Source organism: Sphingomonas bisphenolicum (assembly GCF_024349785.1).
GTDB lineage: Bacteria > Pseudomonadota > Alphaproteobacteria > Sphingomonadales > Sphingomonadaceae > Sphingobium > Sphingobium bisphenolicum.
On sequence record NZ_AP018817.1, the window covers coordinates 3274802 to 3291814 of the forward strand.

15 protein-coding genes are annotated in these 17013 nt (G+C 64.8%); 7 read left to right on the forward strand and 8 right to left on the reverse strand.

The annotated features are described in order from the left end of the window. The first annotated feature begins 38 nt into the window (after positions 1-38). From SBA_RS16275 to SBA_RS16285, 3 genes are read left to right on the forward strand one after another with little or no spacing between them, the layout of a single operon-like run. Positions 39-716 carry an RluA family pseudouridine synthase gene (locus SBA_RS16275; RefSeq protein ID WP_261935174.1) on the forward strand — a complete coding sequence of 226 codons (678 nt, stop codon included), beginning with the start codon at positions 39-41 and terminating at the stop codon, positions 714-716. Further along, positions 703-1107, forward strand: a complete 405-nt coding sequence (gene arfB, locus SBA_RS16280; protein WP_261935175.1) for an alternative ribosome rescue aminoacyl-tRNA hydrolase ArfB — start codon at positions 703-705, stop codon at positions 1105-1107. Before SBA_RS16275 ends, arfB begins: the two co-directional genes overlap by 14 nt. 29 nt (positions 1108-1136) lie before the next feature. Beyond that, positions 1137-2828: a hypothetical protein gene (locus SBA_RS16285; protein ID WP_261935176.1), complete on the forward strand. Its 1692-nt coding sequence runs from the start codon at positions 1137-1139 to the stop codon at positions 2826-2828. Here the strand turns inward: SBA_RS16285 and SBA_RS16290 are convergent. The 3 genes from SBA_RS16290 to SBA_RS16300 are packed head-to-tail and all read right to left on the reverse strand — an operon-like array spanning position 2797 to position 5386. Further along, positions 2797-3195, reverse strand: coding sequence for a GtrA family protein (locus tag SBA_RS16290; RefSeq protein ID WP_261935177.1), 399 nt, complete (start codon positions 3193-3195; stop codon positions 2797-2799). The two genes, SBA_RS16285 and SBA_RS16290, sit on opposite strands and share 32 nt — an antisense overlap. Beyond that, on the reverse strand, positions 3195-4142 hold the full coding sequence (locus SBA_RS16295; protein WP_261935178.1) for a glycosyltransferase: 948 nt from the start codon (positions 4140-4142) through the stop codon (positions 3195-3197). The genes SBA_RS16290 and SBA_RS16295 overlap by 1 nt, the downstream gene beginning before the upstream one ends. Further along, complete coding sequence (locus SBA_RS16300; RefSeq protein WP_261936768.1) at positions 4142-5386, reverse strand: glycosyltransferase family 2 protein; 1245 nt, start codon at positions 5384-5386, stop codon at positions 4142-4144. Before SBA_RS16300 ends, SBA_RS16295 begins: the two co-directional genes overlap by 1 nt. A 105-nt stretch (positions 5387-5491) precedes the next feature. On the opposite strand from SBA_RS16300, the gene SBA_RS16305 reads away from it, so the two are divergent. Both SBA_RS16305 and SBA_RS16310 read left to right on the forward strand, forming a co-directional pair. Beyond that, entirely contained in the window at positions 5492-5974 is a 483-nt protein-coding gene (locus SBA_RS16305) for a GAF domain-containing protein (protein ID WP_261936769.1), read from the forward strand. A 175-nt stretch (positions 5975-6149) separates the two neighbouring features. Continuing rightward, positions 6150-7241 carry an RcnB family protein gene (locus SBA_RS16310; protein WP_261935179.1) on the forward strand — a complete coding sequence of 364 codons (1092 nt, stop codon included), beginning with the start codon at positions 6150-6152 and terminating at the stop codon, positions 7239-7241. A 368-nt stretch (positions 7242-7609) separates the two neighbouring features. On the opposite strand, the gene SBA_RS16315 is transcribed toward SBA_RS16310, so the two are convergent. Further along, a complete protein-coding gene (locus tag SBA_RS16315) occupies positions 7610-8428 on the reverse strand; it encodes an arginyltransferase (protein WP_261935180.1) in 819 nt (272 codons plus the stop codon). A gap of 112 nt (positions 8429-8540) precedes the next feature. After that, positions 8541-9788 carry a threonine ammonia-lyase gene (locus SBA_RS16320; RefSeq protein ID WP_224550292.1) on the reverse strand — a complete coding sequence of 416 codons (1248 nt, stop codon included), beginning with the start codon at positions 9786-9788 and terminating at the stop codon, positions 8541-8543. A gap of 95 nt (positions 9789-9883) precedes the next feature. Between SBA_RS16320 and SBA_RS16325 the strand changes: the two genes are divergently transcribed. Both SBA_RS16325 and SBA_RS16330 read left to right on the forward strand, forming a co-directional pair. Next, positions 9884-10753, forward strand: coding sequence for an NAD(P)-dependent oxidoreductase (locus tag SBA_RS16325; protein ID WP_261935181.1), 870 nt, complete (start codon positions 9884-9886; stop codon positions 10751-10753). After that, positions 10750-12453, forward strand: coding sequence for an amidohydrolase (locus SBA_RS16330; protein WP_261935182.1), 1704 nt, complete (start codon positions 10750-10752; stop codon positions 12451-12453). The genes SBA_RS16325 and SBA_RS16330 overlap by 4 nt, the downstream gene beginning before the upstream one ends. Positions 12454-12468: 15 nt before the next feature. Here the strand turns inward: SBA_RS16330 and SBA_RS16335 are convergent, their stop codons facing one another. The 3 genes from SBA_RS16335 to SBA_RS16345 form a co-directional block, all read right to left on the reverse strand. Beyond that, the gene (locus tag SBA_RS16335) at positions 12469-13599 is read right to left on the reverse strand and encodes a glycosyltransferase (protein WP_261935183.1); all 1131 of its coding nucleotides are present in this window, start codon (positions 13597-13599) and stop codon (positions 12469-12471) included. A 3-nt stretch (positions 13600-13602) separates the two neighbouring features. Continuing rightward, entirely contained in the window at positions 13603-14973 is a 1371-nt protein-coding gene (locus SBA_RS16340) for an exopolysaccharide biosynthesis polyprenyl glycosylphosphotransferase (RefSeq protein ID WP_261935184.1), read from the reverse strand. Between the two features lie 136 nt (positions 14974-15109). Continuing rightward, entirely contained in the window at positions 15110-17005 is a 1896-nt protein-coding gene (locus SBA_RS16345; RefSeq protein WP_261935185.1) for an XrtA/PEP-CTERM system amidotransferase, read from the reverse strand. Positions 17006-17013 lie beyond the last annotated feature (8 nt).

Consider the following 17013-nt stretch of genomic DNA (forward strand, 5'->3'; position numbering starts at 1 on the left):
TCCTTCCATTTTCTTCTGTCCCGATCGGAAACTCTTCCTTGGCCCTGCTTACCGACCATGTGCTGTTCATCGATGGCGAAGCCCTCATCCTCGACAAGCCTGCGGGCCTGCCGGTCGATGCGCCGCGCGACGGCTCCATGGCGCTTGAAAATCACCTCGCCTCGCTGACCTTCGGTTTCCAGCGCTGGCCGCTGCCGGTCCACAGGCTGGATCGCGACACCAGCGGCTGCCTGCTGCTGGCCCGCAATCCCAAGGCGCACAAGCGCTTCGCCGCCGCGTTCGAGGCGGGCACGGTGGTCAAACGCTATGTCGCGGTGATCGAAGGCGTGCCGGAAGAAGATGAAGGCACGATCGAACTGGCGCTCAGCAAGATCAGCTCCGCGGCGGAAGGATGGCGCATGATCCCGGCCAAGGCGGGGAAGAACGCCATCACCCACTGGCGCAAGGTCGCGGAAAAGGACGGCCGGTCGCTGATCGCCTTCTCCCCCCAGACCGGGCGCACCCACCAGATCCGCGTCCATGCGCTGCATGGCCTGGGCTTCGGCATCGTGGGCGATCCGGTCTATGGTGACGGGGAAGGAGCCATGCTGTTGCACAGTCGTTTCCTGAGTATGCCGCGCGGCGACAAGCCCGCGGCGGAGGCGACCGCCGCCCTGCCCGCGACCTTCGCTGCGGCGGGCTTCGGCCAGGACTTGCTGGACGATGCCGGGCTTTGAGATTCCCGATGATGCGCTGGAGGAGCGCTTCATCACCGGCGGCGGGCCGGGCGGGCAGAACGTCAACAAGGTGGCGACGACCGTCCAGTTGCGCGTGAACCTGTTCAGGCTGGCCCTGCCACCTTACGCCTATCGCAAGCTCAAGGAACTGGCCGGATCGCGGCTGACCGCCGGCAACGAGATCGTGATCCAGGCGTCCCGCTTCCGCACGCAGGAGGCGAACCGGCAGGACGCGCGCGACCGCCTGAACGAGATGATCGCCAAGGCCCATGTCCGCGACGCCCGGCGCATCGCCACCAAACCGGGCAAGGCCGCGAAGGCGCGGCGGGTCGATGCCAAGAAAGCGCGCAGTTCGGTGAAGCAGGGCCGCGGACGAGTGCAGATGGACTGAGTACAGAATTTAGGGGGGACGTCGACGGCATGAACGGTGGAATGGCGCAGGATCGGAAGGCGGTTTTTTACGGCCTGGGCATTCTGATGCTCCTGGCCTTCGCCGGCATCCTGATCGACCCCGCCCAGGACAAGAGGCAGTTCGCCGCCTTTCTTTTCGTGCGGCAAGATGCGCTTTTCCTCCTGCTTCTGATCCTGCTGCTCCGCTTCGGCCTCTGGCCTGCGTCGGCCGTGCCGCTATGGGCGGAAAAGGCGGGCCGATTCTGGTGGAGCGCTCCTGTCCTTCTGCTCCTCCTCTGCTGGGCCGGCCATCGCCTGGCCTTTGACGGCTATGATCTGACCCGCGACGAACAGATGGGCCTGTTCGACGGATTCATCTATCGCCATGCCCGTCTCGGATGGCCGTTACCTGCCTTCTGGCAGCACAACGCCCTCGCCCTCAATCAGCAATTCATATTGCCGATTGCGGGGTATCGGGCCTGGGTTTCGGACTATCTGCCGGTTCATGCACTGACCCGAAACCTGCTGGGAACGATCGCCGATCCTGCACTCACCAATCCGCTTCTCACCGCCATTGGCGCCACGGCCCTCTGGCGCATCGCCCGCCGCCTTTGGCCGCAGGACGGCAGCGCGCAGACAGCCGCCCTCCTGCTCTACGTCGGGTCGTCCCAGATCGTCGTGATGGGAATGAGCAGCTATGCCATGCCCGGCTATCTGGCCCTCAATCTCATCTGGCTGGCGCTCTTCCTGCGCGGCGGCATAGTGAGTCATGGTGGCGCGCTATGCATCGGCCTGATCGCCACCGGTTGGCATCAGCCGATTTTCCATCCGCTGTTCGTCCTTCCGTTTATCGTCATGCTCGCCTGGCAACGTCGCTGGCGACTCTTTTGCCTCTATGGCCTGACCTATGCCGCGATCGGCCTCGCCTGGCTTGCCTGGCCGCATTTTGCCGCGAGCGCGGCGGGTGGAGCAGCCACGCAGGGCGGGCAGCTGGGCTATGGCGCGCGGATCGCCATGCTCCTGTCCGGCTTTGACGGGATCAGCCTGTGGCTGATGAGCCTCAACCTGCTGCGCTTCGTCGCCTGGCAGCATCTGCTCCTGCTCCCTCTGGCGGTGGCCGGCATACGTTTCGCCTGGCGCGATCCGCTGGCTCTCGCACTGCTCGCTGGACTGCTCCTCCCGATTGCCGCCGCGACGCTGCTGCTTGCCTATCAGGGACACGGATGGGGCTATCGCTACCTCCATGGCGTGATCGGCAATGCCTGCCTGCTGGGGGGCTATGGCTGGTCGGCGCTTCGAAAACGGACCGGAACGCCGGCGCTGTGGACGGCCGCGAACATCGCGAATTTTGTGGCCGTCGTGCCGGTCCACATCGCCCTCGCCGCGACTATCGTGCGTCCTTATGCCACCGTGTCCCGCACTATCGACCGAACGGACAGCGACCTGGCGGTGATCGACGATCTTGCAACGGCCTTTGGCGGCGACCTGGTATCCAATCGCCCCGATCTGGGCAACAGGCCGGTGCGATTGATGGCCAGCCAACTGGATGATCGCGCAATGGCGGCGCTCTGCCGCACGCACAGCATCGCATTCGTCGGCGAGAAGCAGCTTGCCCCAATCCAGCGCGCCATTCCCGCCAAGGAAACAGCGACCGATCGATTTCTGCGCCTGAAAAAGCTCTGCGCCAGCGTCAGGCGCGTTGCACGTCGCCCGCCGGCGTGAACACCATGCGGCTCATCAGCACATAGCTGAATGTCGCCGTGAAGATGATGTTGACCGGATAGGCCAGCCACGGAGCCAGCCCCGCCAAATCGATCAGCGCGGCAAGCGTCGCCGTCCCGAACAAAAGCTGGAGCAGATACACGCCAATATAGCGCCAGATCTGGCTGCGCCATCCGCCGCGGTCGCCGAAGGTGACATGCCGATGCGCCAGAAAACCGACGCACAGCCCCCCGGCCCAGGCCAACACGCTCGCAGCCACATAGTGCAGGCCGCCTGCTATCGCCCCCAGGAACAGCAGATAAGCGATCAGGGTCACCCCGCCGCCAACGATACCGAACCGCATCAACCGCAACAGTCTTGCGTGCATCACAGCGCCCCTCGCAACCGTGCGTGGATGCGTGGCAATACGCGATCGATAATGCGCGAATGGCTCATGTAACGCCACACACCCCACGGTCCCAGCCTCAGCAACTCGCCCATGATTTGCGCCAGCGCGGCTTTGCGACCATGCATCACTTCGGCCAGCAGACAGTTTATGCGCGCCGATGCCGCGGCAATATGGCGGATCGTCTTTGCCTTTGGCCCGGCGATGACCGGCGCGTAGCGAGCGACGACAATCTCCATCTGATTCAGGAAATCAGCCGGCGTCCGACTGCCCAGCATTGTCTGCGACCCGCCATGGATGCGAAAGGCGACGGTCGGTTCGGCGAGGTAGCTGACGCGTCCGCGCATCGCGGCCTTCATATATATGTCCCAGTCAGGGGTGTACCACAGGCTCTCGTCAAGCCCGCCCGCGTCCTTCCAGATGTCCCGGCGCATGACGACAGAGGGCAGCGCCACAAAATTCTGCACCAGCAACCGCTCCATGACGGCCGGCCCCTCCCAACTCGACCGACCTTCCAGCGGGCAACGCCAGCGGCCCAATGTCCGCCCACCCTCGTCGATGATGGTCGCCGCCGTCAGCAGCATAGCGGCATCAGGATCAGCATCCAGCGCAGCCAAAATAGCGGTCAGCCGGTCGGGAAGCCAAAGATCGTCCTGGTGCAACATCGCGACGTGCGGCGCCCGCGCCATCGCCGCGGCCCGATTAGTTTTGGCCGTCCAGGACAGAATGTCAGGCCGATATTCGTACCGCAGGGTCAGTCGGCCGGCATGGCGCGCGGCGATGTCGCGACAGCGCATGGTCGAACTGGAATCGAGCGCGATCACTTCGATCAGGCCGTTGGCGTCGTCCGGCAGGCTCGCCAATGCGGCATCGAGATAGGCATCGCCCTCATGCACGGGCATGATGATGGAAAGACGCGGTATCGGCATCAGCGCAACGGCAGCGGCGGCACCGCTTGCATGCGATAAAAGCGCGATTCATTGCCGCCCAATATCGCCATGAGGAAACCACCCATGACAGTCTGCATACCCATGGTAACGAGCGTCGTGCCCAACACCGCCGGCAGGATGCTATAGGTGGCGCCAAAATCGCGGGCCGTCCATTTCCAGAAGACCGCCGCCAGCACCGCGACGCCCGTTCCGCTGATGGCAAGGCCAGACAGCAGCATCGCCTCCAGCGACAATTTTTCGCCCAGCCGCAATTCCCATGGTCGCGCAGCGCGATAGCCGGCGCGCAAACCATAGAGTTTGCCGGCGAACGCCAGCATACCGCATAAATGCCCGCCGGACACCAGAGCGGCCGCCAGCACGACCCAGTAATTGCCGACCGCGGGGAAGCTTCCCGGCGCCAGCGCCTGCATAAGCGCCATGGCGAAGAGCGTCAGACCGACGCCCAGCGCCACCACGCCTGGCACGCCGAACACCCAGGTCGGGCTCAGCATCATCAGGTAGCGCAGATGCCGCCAGCCATCGCGCCAGGGCCGCAAATGAGGTGCCCGGTCGCGCAGATCGACAGACAAGGTCGCGGGCACCTCGGCCAGACGGAAGCGGCGCAGGCTGGCCTTGATCACCATTTCGCTGGCGAACTCCATGCCGGACCCCGACAGGTCCAGCGAGGCGAAACAGTCCCGCGTAATGGCCCGCAGGCCGCAATGGGCATCGCTGATGCCCGACCGGAAGAAGAGATTGAGGATGCCGGTCAGCACCGGATTGCCGATATAGCGGTTCTTCCAAGGCATGGCGCCGGGCGCAATCCCGCCCCTGAAGCGCGAACCCATGCACAAATCCGCCCCATCCAGCAATTCGCCGATCATCGCCACGCCGTCAGTGAAGTCATAGCTGCCGTCAGCGTCACCCATCAGCAGGTAGCGGCCATAGGCGCCCTCGCAGCCGCCTATCAACGCCGCGCCATAGCCGCGCCGCTCCACTGGCACGACCCGCGCGCCGAGCCCCGTCGCCAGTTGTTGGCTGCCGTCGGTCGATCCATTGTCGGCAATTACGATCTCGCCGAACAGCCCATGCCGCGCTTCGATCAAATCCAGCGCGCGACGCGCGTTGGCGATGCAATGCGGCAGGCTGATCGCCTCGTCCAGGCAGGGCATGACGATCGACACGTCGATCGCGCGAACATCCCCGCGCAGGTGGGACAGACTATGCATGGCGTCTACGAACATCGTCACCCTCGGGATTTCAGGCCTTTGGATGGCGATAGCGGCTTTTGGTTAATGCATTCTTGTCGCGCTCTGGTCGCGATCGAAGGTCGCGCCTATATGGGCGCCATGTACGATTTCGCCCCCACCACCGCCGACAAGCCCACCCTTTATGCCGATTTGCTCTCGGCCGCCGATGCGCTGACCGCATCGGAGCCGGACCCGATCGCCAACATGGCGAACCTGTCCGCCCTGCTCTGGCAGTTCCTGCCCAATCTCAACTGGGCCGGCTTCTATCGCATTGTGGAGGATGAACTCGTCCTTGGCCCGTTCCAGGGCAAGCCCGCCTGTATCCGCATTCCGGTCGGTCGCGGCGTATGCGGTGCGGCCGCAGCAACCCGCGAAACCCGATTGGTGGAGGATGTCCATGCCTTCCCCGGCCATATCGCCTGCGATGCGGCCAGCGCGTCCGAAATCGTTGTCCCGGTGCTGCACGACGGCAAGCTCATCGGCGTGATCGATCTCGACAGCCCGCTTCCCGCCCGCTTCGACTCGGACGATGCCACCGGGCTGGAGGCGCTGGCGGCGCGGATCGCAGCCCGCATTTGCTGATCCATTAACCCTGTTTCTTCACGGCACCTCCGCAGTGCCGCGCTTTCCGCCCCGTTTCGGGACAGGATTTCAAGCCCTGGATCATGGATAGCCAAGGATCGCCATGCTAAACGAAGCGTTAGCATTTTAGGCTGCGCATCCGGTTGGCGCGCCGTAAAAACAGGGAGTGTTAACCATGCGGACTCCAACCTTACTTCTTTTGGGGGCGAGCGTTGCACTGGCAGGCGTCGCCGCGCCGGCTATCGCCGGCGGCGCGAATGGGCCACGCCCCGGCGGTTCGATGCCGCACCCCGGCCCCCGTCCCGGCACGCATATGCCACGCCCCGGTGGCGGCTGGAACGGACACTGGAATAATGGTGGGCATCGCTGGGGACCGCGCCAGAACGGGCGCTGGTTCGCCGGCTGGCGCGCGCCGGGCGGCTGGGGCGGCTATCAGCGTCCGATCTATGGCTATGTCCTGCCGCAATATTGGACCAGCCCCAATTATTATATCGCCAACTATGGCGCCTATGGCCTGCCTGCGCCTGCCTACGGCTATGGCTGGTCGCGCTATTATGACGATGCGGTGATGACCGACCGTTATGGCCGGGTCTACGACTCGCGCAGCGACATCGACTGGAACCGCTACGAAGGCGGCTATGGTCCCGATGGCGATGACAGCTATTATGACGAGCCGCGCCGCGATAATGGCGTTGGTGGCGCTGCCATTGGCGCGGTGGTCGGCGGCGTGGCGGGCAACCGCATCGCCGGGCGCGGCAATCGCACCGCGGGCACGCTGATCGGCGCCGGCGTCGGCGCCGTGGCGGGCATGGCGATCGACAAGGCCGAGGACGGCCCCGGCCGTCATGCGCCACCCCCGTCGCGCCGTCCGGGCGTGGGCTATGACGATGGCTATGGCTATGCTGACGACAGCGTCACCACCCAGAATGATTATGAAGGCCGCTGGACCGGCACCTGGACCACGGATGACGGGCGGCAGGTGAGCGGCACCTATGACGGCCGGTTCGAGGGCGAAGTGCGCGGCGCTGGCGTCGATTATGACGCCCCGCCTTATGCCGGGGCGTCGCATTGGTCGGCGGGTCCGGGCCCGGTGGTGCAGCAGGGCGGCGGCTATATCGCGGGTGGCTATTATTATCCCGCACCGGTGGTGACGACCGTCACGATACAGCCCGCCCAGACGACAACGACTACGACGACCACCTACGTCACCGAAACGGTTCGCCAGCCGGTACGCCGCAGGGCCGTTCGAAGCTGCCGCTGCAGATAAGCGCCTGTCCGGCGAGTCACGACGCCGGACCAGCGCTGGATCGGGGTCGGGCCGCACAGGCCCGACCCCTTTTTTTGCCGATCGAATTTCGGAGAACTGAAGGTGTCGCCCGGTAGTGGTCGGCCCAGATGAAAGTCCTGCCCGACGCATCGCGCCAGACACGCCAGGGTCCGCTGCATGTCATCAGGATCTAAACCTCGACCAGCCCGCGCGTTGGCGTTTGGCGCGGCACCGTTCTGTTTTACCTAGCGCAGCAATGGCGGCAAAATCGGTTCGAAGACCGACAAGACAAAAGCGCATCAGGTTGCAGCGACCGAAACGGATGGCACAACCATCATTGAACGATCGACCTTCGCCGATCTGGCTGTCTATTTACGGAACATGCCCACCAGTTCGACCGACAGCGGCGGTTCGTCGCGCTGCTGGGCGCCGCGAATGGCCTGTGCCTGCTCGTGCGGATCGAAACGCACCCAGCCGCTGCGGCTGAGCTTTTCCAGCGGACGATAGCGGATCTTATATTGCATTCGCTGCGATCCATCGACCCAATAGCCCAGATAGACATAGGGCAGGCCGGCACCGGACGCCCGGGTGATATGATCCAGGATGATGTAATTGCCCAAGCCCGGCCGATGCTCAAGCTGCGTATCGAAGAAGCTGTAGATCATCGACAGGCCGTCGCCCTGACGGTCGGTCAGGCAGGCGCCGATCAGCTTGCCGGGGCGGCCATCGACGCCCGGTTCGCGATATTCGATGATATAGCTGTCGACCGGCGTCTGCTCGACCATGTCGGAGAAGTCCATCTCGTCCATCTCTGTCATGCCGCCGCCGGGATGACGATCGACCAGATAGCGTTGGAGCAGCGCGAACTGCTCCTCGGTGGACCAGGGCTTGCAGGCCGTGACGACCAAGTCGCTGTTGCGACGGATCAGCTTGCGTTGCGTCGCATTGGGCTGAAATTCATGGGCGACGACACGTACCGACACACAGGCTGAACAATCCGCACAGCTTGGCCGATAGGCGACATTCTGGCTGCGACGAAAGCCGATGCGGCCCAGCGCGTCGTTCAGTTCCGCCGCATTGTCCCCGTTCAGCTCGGTAAACACCTTCCGCTCGCTCTTGCCCGGCAGATAGGGGCAAGGGCTGGGGTTGGTGACGAAGAAACGGGGAAAGCGGAAGGCGGCAGTCACGCTCCAGGCTTCCTTTCATGGCGGCGGACGTCAGTCATAACATTGACTATGCCGCCACGATGCCCCTCTGAAAAGGGCGTTTACCACGAAAAATCGCGCCCGCTTCCCGCGGTCACGCAACCTCGATCGGCGCGACCTCATAACCAGCCTCGCCCAGCGCCGCGATCAACCGTTGAAGATGCGCGCGATCGCGCGTCTCGCACTCGACATCCAGGCTCAGCCCCTTGGCCGGCAGGTTGGTGAAGATGCGCTGATGCGCCAGTTCGAGGATGTTGACCGCTTCCTGATCGAAGATGCGGGCGACATGGAACAGTGCGCCGGGCCGATCCTGCAGGATGATCCGCAGCCGCGCCAGACGGCCCGACCGGGCCAGGTCGCGCAGCAGCACATTGGCGAGCAGGCGGGTGTCGATATTGCCGCCGGTCAGCACCAGCCCGACATTGCGCCCGGCGAATTTTTCCCGATAGGTCAGCAGCGCAGCGAGGCCCGCGGCGCCCGCGCCCTCCACAACGGTCTTTTCGATCTGCAACAACAGGCTCAGCGCCTCTTCCAGCCGCCGCTCGGTCACCAGCAGCACATCGTCGGCCAGCCGCTCGACGAAGCGGCGGGTCAGTTCGCCGGGTTGCTTGACGGCGATGCCCTCCGCCAGGGTATCGCCGTCGCAGGCCAGGTCCGCGCCCTTGATAAAGTCGTACATCGACGGATACAGTTCCGCCTGCACGCCGAAAAGCTGGATGTCCGGCTTCATCGCCCGCGCCGCGGTCCCCATGCCCGAAAAAAGGCCGCCGCCGCCGATCGGGATGATGAGCGTGTCGATTTCCGGCGCGTCCTCCAGCATTTCCAGCGCGACCGTGCCCTGCCCGGCCATGATGTCGGGTTCGTCGAACGGATGAACGAAGGTCAGGCCCTGCTCCACCTCCAGCAACCGCGCATGGGCATAGGCGTCATCGAATTTCTCGCCATATTGCACCACGGTCGCGCCATGGCCCTGCGTCTGCGTGATCTTCACCGTAGGCGTGGTGGTGGGCATGACGATGGTGACGGGTACGCCCAGCCGCCTGCCATGATAGGCCAGCCCCTGGGCATGGTTGCCCGCGGACGCTGCAATTACGCCCTTGGCCTTGGCCGCGTCGTCCAGCTGAAGCAGGCGATTGAGCGCGCCGCGTTCCTTATAGGCGGCGGTGAACTGAAGATTTTCGAACTTCAGATACACGTTGCAGCCCAGCATGTTCGACAGCGTCTGGCTGATCAAAGTCGGCGTCTTGACGATCGAACCGGCAATCCGGGTGCGAGCGGCAAGGATGTCATCGACGGTGACGGGCAGCGGCAGGGCGCTTTCGATCTTGGCGAGCGTGTTCATGAGCGGGCACCTAAACGAAAATTGCGGGTTAAGAAACTGGCACTGTCGCAAAACTGGCCCTATGGCAGGGCGCACGCATAAAATGTACGAGGCATATGGCTAATATCGCGTTTATCGGCCTGGGCGTCATGGGCAGCCCCGTGGCAGGACATCTGGCCAAGGCGGGGCATAGCCTGACCGTCTACAATCGCTCCATCGGCAAGGCGAAGACATGGGCGGAAGCCTATGGCGGCGCCGTCGCCATCAGCCCGGCCAAGGCGGCGGAAGAGGCGGACATCGTCATCAGTTGCGTCGGCAATGACGATGACCTGTCGCAGATTACGCTGGGCCGCGAGGGCGCATTCCGCACGATGAAGGAGGGTAGCCTGTTCATCGACCACACGACCGTGTCGGCGCGGATCGCGCGGCAATTGTTCGTGGAAGGCGAAAGCCGCGGCATCCATAGCGTCGACGCGCCGGTATCGGGCGGTCAGGCGGGCGCGGAGAATGGGCGGCTGTCGATCATGTGCGGCGGCAGCGATCCGGCGGTGGCGGCGGCCAAGCTGGTGATGCAGGCCTATGCCGCACGGATCGTCCATGTCGGCGGCGCGGGCGCGGGGCAGACCACCAAGATGGTGAACCAGATCTGCATCGGCGGCGTCTTGCAGGGCCTGTCGGAAGCGCTGCGCTTCGCCCAGGCTGCCGAACTGGATCTGGACGCGGTGTTCGAAGCGATTTCCGGCGGCGCGGCGCAAAGCTGGCAGATGGACAATCGCTGGAAGACGATGGCGCAGGACAGTTTCGACTTCGGCTTTGCCGTCGACTGGATGCGCAAGGATCTGGGACTGGCGCTGGAAGAAGCGCGGGCCAATGGCGCGACGCTGCCGGTGACCGCGATGGTCGATCAATTCTACGCCGACGTGCAGGCGATCGGCGGCAACCGGCAGGACACCAGCGCGCTGGTGCGCCGGATCACCCGCGCATGAAGCCCCTATATCTTGCGGCCATCGTTGCGCTCGCCCTTCCCCTCCCCGCGCTCGCCGCGGGCGTCATCGACAATGTCAACGGCATCGCCATCGATCCCAATGGCAAGGTCGTCCGGTTCGCCGCGCTGATGATCGATGACGATGGCAAGGTCGAAAAGCTGCTGCCGGGCCGTTATCAGGAGCCCAAATATGAGCGGCCCAAAAAGCCGAAAAAGGGGCAGCCCTGGCCTGAACCGCCCAAAGGGCTGGCGTTCAAGCTGGATGCGGGCGGCAAGACGCTGATCCCCGGCCTGATCGACGCGCATGGGCATGTGATGGGCTATGGCCTGTCGCTGATCACGCTCGACCTGTCGGAAACGCGATCGCTGGCGGAGGCGCAGGCCGAGATTCGCGCCTATGCGCAGGCCAATGCCGGGCGCAAGTGGATCATCGGCACCGGCTGGAATCAGGAACAATGGGGTCTGGGGCGCTTCCCCACCGCCGCAGAACTGGACGCGGCGGTCGGCGACATTCCGGTGTGGCTGGAGCGGATCGACGGCCATGCCGGCTGGGCCAACAGCGCGGCGATTCGCGCGGCGGGCATCACCCCCGCGACCAGGGCGCCGATGGGCGGGCGGATCGAAATGGCCGGCGGCAAGCCTTCCGGCGTCTTCGTCGACAAGGCGATGGACCTGATCCAGAAGGTAACACCGCCGCCCGCGCCCAAGGACCGCGACATCGCGCTGGAAAAGGCGCAGCGCGCGCTGCTGGCGGTTGGCATCACCGGCATTGCCGACATGGGCACCAGCATAGAGGATTGGCAGGCGTTCCGCCGCTCGGCCGATCGCGGCGCGCTGCGGGTGCGGATCATGTCCTATGCCTATGGCATCGACAATATGGTACTGATCGCCGGGCCGGAACCGACGCCCTGGCTCTATGACGATCATCTGCGCATGGGCGGCGTGAAGTTGCTGCTCGACGGCGCCTTGGGGTCGCGCGGCGCCTGGCTGCGCGCCGATTATGCCGATGCGCCGGGCCAGCGCGGCTTGCCGATGATCCCCGACACGCAGTTGCGCAATTTCATGAGCCGCGCGGCGATGGACAATTTCCAGGTCGCCGTCCACGCCATCGGCGATGCGGCCAATCATGAATTGCTGAACGCGATCGAGGAACTGAACGACACCTATAAGGGCGACCGGCGCTGGCGGATCGAACATGCGCAGATCGTCATGCCCAGCGACCTGCCGCGCTTCGGGCCGCTGGGCGCGATCGCATCGATGCAGCCGGTCCATGAAGCGTCGGACTGGCGCATGGCGACGGCCCGACTGGGCGAAGCCCGGCTGAATGGCGCCTATGCATGGAAAGCGATGCTGGACAACAAGGTGCCCCTCGCCTTCGGTTCCGACGTGCCGGTGGAAAGCCCCAATCCCTTTGCCGGCATCGCCGTGGCCATGAGCCGCGAGGACGGCAAGGGCGAACCGGCCGGTGGCTGGATGCCCGAACAGCGGGTCGGCTTCGACGCCGCGCTGGACGGTTTCACGCGCCAGGCCGCCTATGCCGGTTTCGCCGACAAGAAATTCGGCAGCCTCGTTCCGGGCCAGCGCGCCGATTTCCTGCTGATCGATCGCGATATCTCGACGGCGCGTCCGGCCGACATCCGCCAGACCCAGGTGCTGGAAACCTGGATCGGCGGCAAGCGCGTCTATATTAAGGGGCAGTAGTTCGACGCGGTCGATTTAGCGAGACTGGGCGGGGTTCCAGACGGTGAAGGTACGCCCCGTCATGGCCTTGGCGACGCCCTGCAGGGTCGCGGCATAGGCGATCATAACATCGACCAGCGCGGCGAATGGGCCGCTCTTGGCCCGCACGCCGATCCAGATGACCAGCGCCGCGCCGAGCGCCCCCGCCAGATAGAGCGCAGGCGACAGCCGCATCGCCAGCGCCCCGGCCGCCACAGCGCCGAGCAGGATGAACAGCCCGCCGAACCAGCGGACGATCTTGCGCGACGCATATTTGAAGCGATCGAGCGCCGCCATCCGCCGCAATTGCGGGCGCAAATGGGCGTGCGTGTGCCAGGCGCGCGCCGCAATCCGCACCTTGCGTCGATATTCATCCTTGCGCGCCGTCACCAGCCGTTCGCGCGCGATCACATCCTTGGCCTTCACCAAACGCTTGCCCGCGAACACGACCGCCATCGACACGGTCAGATCGTCCAGCACGCTATCGGGGAAATCGGGATACAGGCTGCGCCGGATCGAAAAGATCGATCCGTCCGCGCCCAGCACATTGCCGGTGCGCGACTCCTCGTCCTTCAACTTTTCCTCGATCCGCCAGTAGAGCGACCCGACCGAGGCGGTCGCGCTATCCTCCGCGCCGATATAGTGGAGCGAGCCCAGCACGCCACCGACCTGCGGGTCTGCATAGCGGGCGAGCAGATTGTCGATCGCGTCGGCGTCCAGCAGCACGTTGGCGTCGGTAAATATCAGCACATCACCGCGCGCGCGGGCGGCCAGTTGCTTCATCCCATACGCTTTACCGCTACGCCCCGGCCCACGCACCAGCGTCACCATATCATCTTGTGCGGCGATCAGATCGCCGGTGCCGTCCGAGGATCCATCGTCGAACGCCAGTATCGCCAGCTCCGGATGCCGCGCTCTCAGCATCGCCAGATTAGCCAGCTTCTCCGGCATCGCCGCCGCTTCATTATAGGCGCAGAACAGCAGGGACGCGCTGGGTTTCGGCCCCTCGACCGGCGCTTCCGCCACGGTCGGCAAAGCGCGCAGGATCAAGGGATAGAATAAAAACGGCCATGCCACCGCAGCCAGACAAAGCAGCAGAACAACGCCAAGAATAAGGTTGGTCGCCATCGCTCAATAGGCCTTGTGATGGACCAGCACGCCCAGCGTCGCAAAAATGATCCGCAGGTCACGCCACACCGACCAGTCGCTGACATATTCCAGATCCGACTGAAGCCGATCGATCAGATCCTGATGATGATCGGTGGAGCCGCGATGGCCGCGCACCTGCGCCAGGCCGGTCATGCCCGGCTTGATGCAATGCCGTTCCCAATAGCGCGCATCGACCTCCCAATAGAGGCTGTCGCCGGCCTTGGCGGCGGCGGCGTGGGGGCGCGGGCCGACGATGCTCATGTCGCCCTTCAACACATTGAACAATTGCGGCAGTTCGTCGATGCTGGTCTTGCGCAGGAAGGCGCCGACCTTCGTCACCCGGTCGTCGTCGCGCCGGGTCAGCGTCGCGGCCTTATGGTCGCTCGCCTCCGCCCGCATCGAGCGGAACTTGTAGATCGCGAACGGCCGGGCGTCCTTGCCGATGCGTGGCTGGCGGAACAGCGCGGGGCCGGGGCTGGTCAGCCGCACCACCAGCGTCGCCGCGATCAGGATCGGCGACAGCAGGATGGTCGCGACCGTGGCGACGATCAGGTCGAACAGCCGTTTGATCAGTCGATCGCGGAAATGCAGCGGACCGCCCGCCACAATAATGGTCGGTTGGCCGTCAAATTCATCGATCCGTGCCGGCGCAAAGCGCAGCAGTTCGGGCACGACAATCTCTCCCCGCGCCGACAAGGACTTGAGCGCAGCGGACCAGTCGGCCATCCGATCGAGCGGACAGGCGACGATCACCCGCTCCGCCATGCCGACCACGGCGGCGAGCCGTGCCGCCATGTCGGCGTCATGCCGTTCGGGATGAAGGTTCGCCGCATCCGCATCGATGACGTCCATATGCGGGCCGACCGTGATCGATACGCCGTCCAGGATGACGGCCGTCAGATGCGGCACATCGCCCAGCAAGGCGACCGCCAGCCGCGCGACCGCGACACGCACCAACGCCACCGCCACCGCGCTCAATCCCAGGCCGGTAATGAAGGTCAGACGCGACAATTGCTCGGCGATCTTGCCCAGATAGACGATCAGCAGCATCAGCAGCGCCGCCTGCGCCAGCGCCCACAGCGCCCGCACGATCCCCCGCCGCACCCGGTCCAGCGTATTGATGCCATAAGCGCCGCCCTGCACGGCCAGCAATGCGTAGAGCGGCGCGATCATCGCGAACATCACAAGCCCGTGTGGCTTGCCCGGCTCGCCCCACAGCGCGCCCAGCACGAACCAGTTCGCCGCCAGGAATGCTGCGAACAGCCCCGCCATGTCCCCGGCCAGACACAGCGCATAAAGCCGCAACCGAACGATTTCCTTGGAGACTGTCACCGCTGCCCTGCTTATCGCCATGCGCCCCGTTGGCACCGGCGGCCGCGGGTTGCAAGGGGTTCGCGCCCCGCCCCCGTTCGCTTCGAGCGTAGTCGAGAAGCGGCTAGCGTTATGCCCGCGTTTCTCGACAGTCTCGAAATGGACGGAGATGGGCTCGTTACGCCCCGAACAACCGGGTCAGCGATTTGTCCAGCATCAGCAACTGCCACAGCAGCCGTCCGTGATCCGATACGCCGGACCGATGGTCCGCCGCGACCTTCGCCAACATCCGGGTGTCGAACCAGTCGGTCCGCGCCAGCGCCGATCCGCCTGCGATCGCGGTCGCTTCGCCCGCCAAAGCGCCCCGGAACCAGGCGCTGATCGGCGTGACGAACCCCATTTTCTGGCGATAAAGAATGTCCTGCGGCAGGAACGGCTCCATCGCCTTCTTCATGATATATTTGCCGCTATTGCCGCGAATGCGCTGCGCCACGGGCAGCCGCGCGGCAAACTCGACCAAGCGATGGTCCAGCAACGGCTCGCGCGCTTCTAAACTGACGGCCATGCTCATCCGGTCGGTCTTGGTCAGGATATCGCCGGGCAACCAGATGCGGATATCGGCATATTGCGCCCGGTCCAGCGCATCACGCGCGGGGGCATCGGCCATCGCCTTGATATAGCGATCCTCCGCCCGATAGGCGCCCAGGCGGCTTTTCATCTCCTGGCTGAACAATCGCTGGCGCAGGCCATGGGGCGTCACGCCGACCGACGCGGCATAGGCTTCGCCGCCCTCCCCCGCCAGTTCGAGGAAAGTCGACTTGGCGCGCAACGCGCGTGGCGCCCAATCGGCCTTGGGATAATATTTCCCCAGCGTGCCGAACAAAGGCTGACGCACCGACGCAGGGATCAGCGAGCGAAATCGCTCGCCCTGCATCTGGAACCGATGGCGGCGATAGCCCGCAAAGGCTTCGTCCGCGCCGTCGCCCGACAGCGCCACCGTCACCTGCTCGCGCGCCAGTTCGCACACGCGGAAGGTCGGCAGGGCGGACGCATCGGCGAAAGGCTCGTCGAAATGAAAGGCCAGCCGGTCGATCAACCCATAATCGTCGGGCGACACGATCCGGCTGCGATGATCGGTGGCGAAGCGGCGGGCGATGCGATCGGCATAGGCCGTCTCGTCCAACGCCGCGACGTCGAAGCCGATGGTGCAGGTCTTGACCGCCTGGCTCGACGCTTCGGCCATCAGCGCGACCACGCTGCTGCTGTCGACACCGCCCGACAGGAACGCACCCAACGGCACATCGGCGACCATGCGCGATCGCACCGCCTGCCGCATCAGCGCGACCAGTTCTTCCTCCAGCGCTTGCGGCGACGCCTTGCTCCGCTCGGCGAAACTGACGTCCCAATAGCGTTGCGGCTGCGGCAGGGGTCGTCCGCGCACCAGCCGCAAAGTCTCCCCCGCGCCCAGCTTGCGCACGCCCGCAACCAGGCAGGCATCGTCGGGGACATAGCCATAGGCCATATAATCCTCGACCGCCGACAGGTCCGGCGCGCGGCGCAGCAGCGGGTGCGCCAGCAGGCTCTTCAATTCCGACCCGAAGATCAGGCTGCCATCGGACAGCAGTGCATAATGGAGCGGCTTGACGCCCAGCCGGTCGCGCACCAGCCACAATGCCTGCGCCCGCGCGTCGAACAAAGCGAAGGCGAACATGCCGTTGAAGCGCTGCACGCACTCCTCGCCCCATTGGCGATAGCCGTGCAGGATGACTTCGGTGTCGCTATGGGTGCGAAAGACATGGCCCTTCGCCTCCAGTTCGGCGCGCACCTCGGCGAAATTATAGATTTCGCCGTTGAAGACGACCGTCAGGCTTTCGTCCTCGGTCAGCATCGGCTGCGCACCAGCCTCCAGGTCGATGATCGACAGGCGCAAATGGCCCAGCCCCACGCCCGGCGCGGTCCAGATCCCGCTGCCGTCCGGCCCGCGATGCGGCATGACGTCCAGCATCGCGCGTACCCGTGCCGGGTCCACGGGCTTGGCCGTTTCGAGATGGAAGATACCCGCTATGCCGCACATGCGAACTT

Coding starts and splice junctions, on each gene's coding strand:
- SBA_RS16335 (WP_261935183.1), bottom strand. CDS start 13,599: ATGGCGACCAACCTTATTCTTGGCGTTGTTCTGCTGCTTTGTCTGGCT.
- SBA_RS16295 (WP_261935178.1), bottom strand. CDS start 4,142: ATGCCGATACCGCGTCTTTCCATCATCATGCCCGTGCATGAGGGCGAT.
- SBA_RS16340 (WP_261935184.1), bottom strand. CDS start 14,973: ATGGCGATAAGCAGGGCAGCGGTGACAGTCTCCAAGGAAATCGTTCGG.
- SBA_RS16320 (WP_224550292.1), bottom strand. CDS start 9,788: ATGAACACGCTCGCCAAGATCGAAAGCGCCCTGCCGCTGCCCGTCACC.
- SBA_RS16310 (WP_261935179.1), top strand. CDS start 6,150: ATGCGGACTCCAACCTTACTTCTTTTGGGGGCGAGCGTTGCACTGGCA.
- SBA_RS16300 (WP_261936768.1), bottom strand. CDS start 5,386: ATGTTCGTAGACGCCATGCATAGTCTGTCCCACCTGCGCGGGGATGTT.
- SBA_RS16285 (WP_261935176.1), top strand. CDS start 1,137: ATGAACGGTGGAATGGCGCAGGATCGGAAGGCGGTTTTTTACGGCCTG.
- SBA_RS16290 (WP_261935177.1), bottom strand. CDS start 3,195: ATGCACGCAAGACTGTTGCGGTTGATGCGGTTCGGTATCGTTGGCGGC.
- arfB (WP_261935175.1), top strand. CDS start 703: ATGCCGGGCTTTGAGATTCCCGATGATGCGCTGGAGGAGCGCTTCATC.
- SBA_RS16305 (WP_261936769.1), top strand. CDS start 5,492: ATGTACGATTTCGCCCCCACCACCGCCGACAAGCCCACCCTTTATGCC.
- SBA_RS16325 (WP_261935181.1), top strand. CDS start 9,884: ATGGCTAATATCGCGTTTATCGGCCTGGGCGTCATGGGCAGCCCCGTG.
- SBA_RS16330 (WP_261935182.1), top strand. CDS start 10,750: ATGAAGCCCCTATATCTTGCGGCCATCGTTGCGCTCGCCCTTCCCCTC.
- SBA_RS16345 (WP_261935185.1), bottom strand. CDS start 17,005: ATGTGCGGCATAGCGGGTATCTTCCATCTCGAAACGGCCAAGCCCGTG.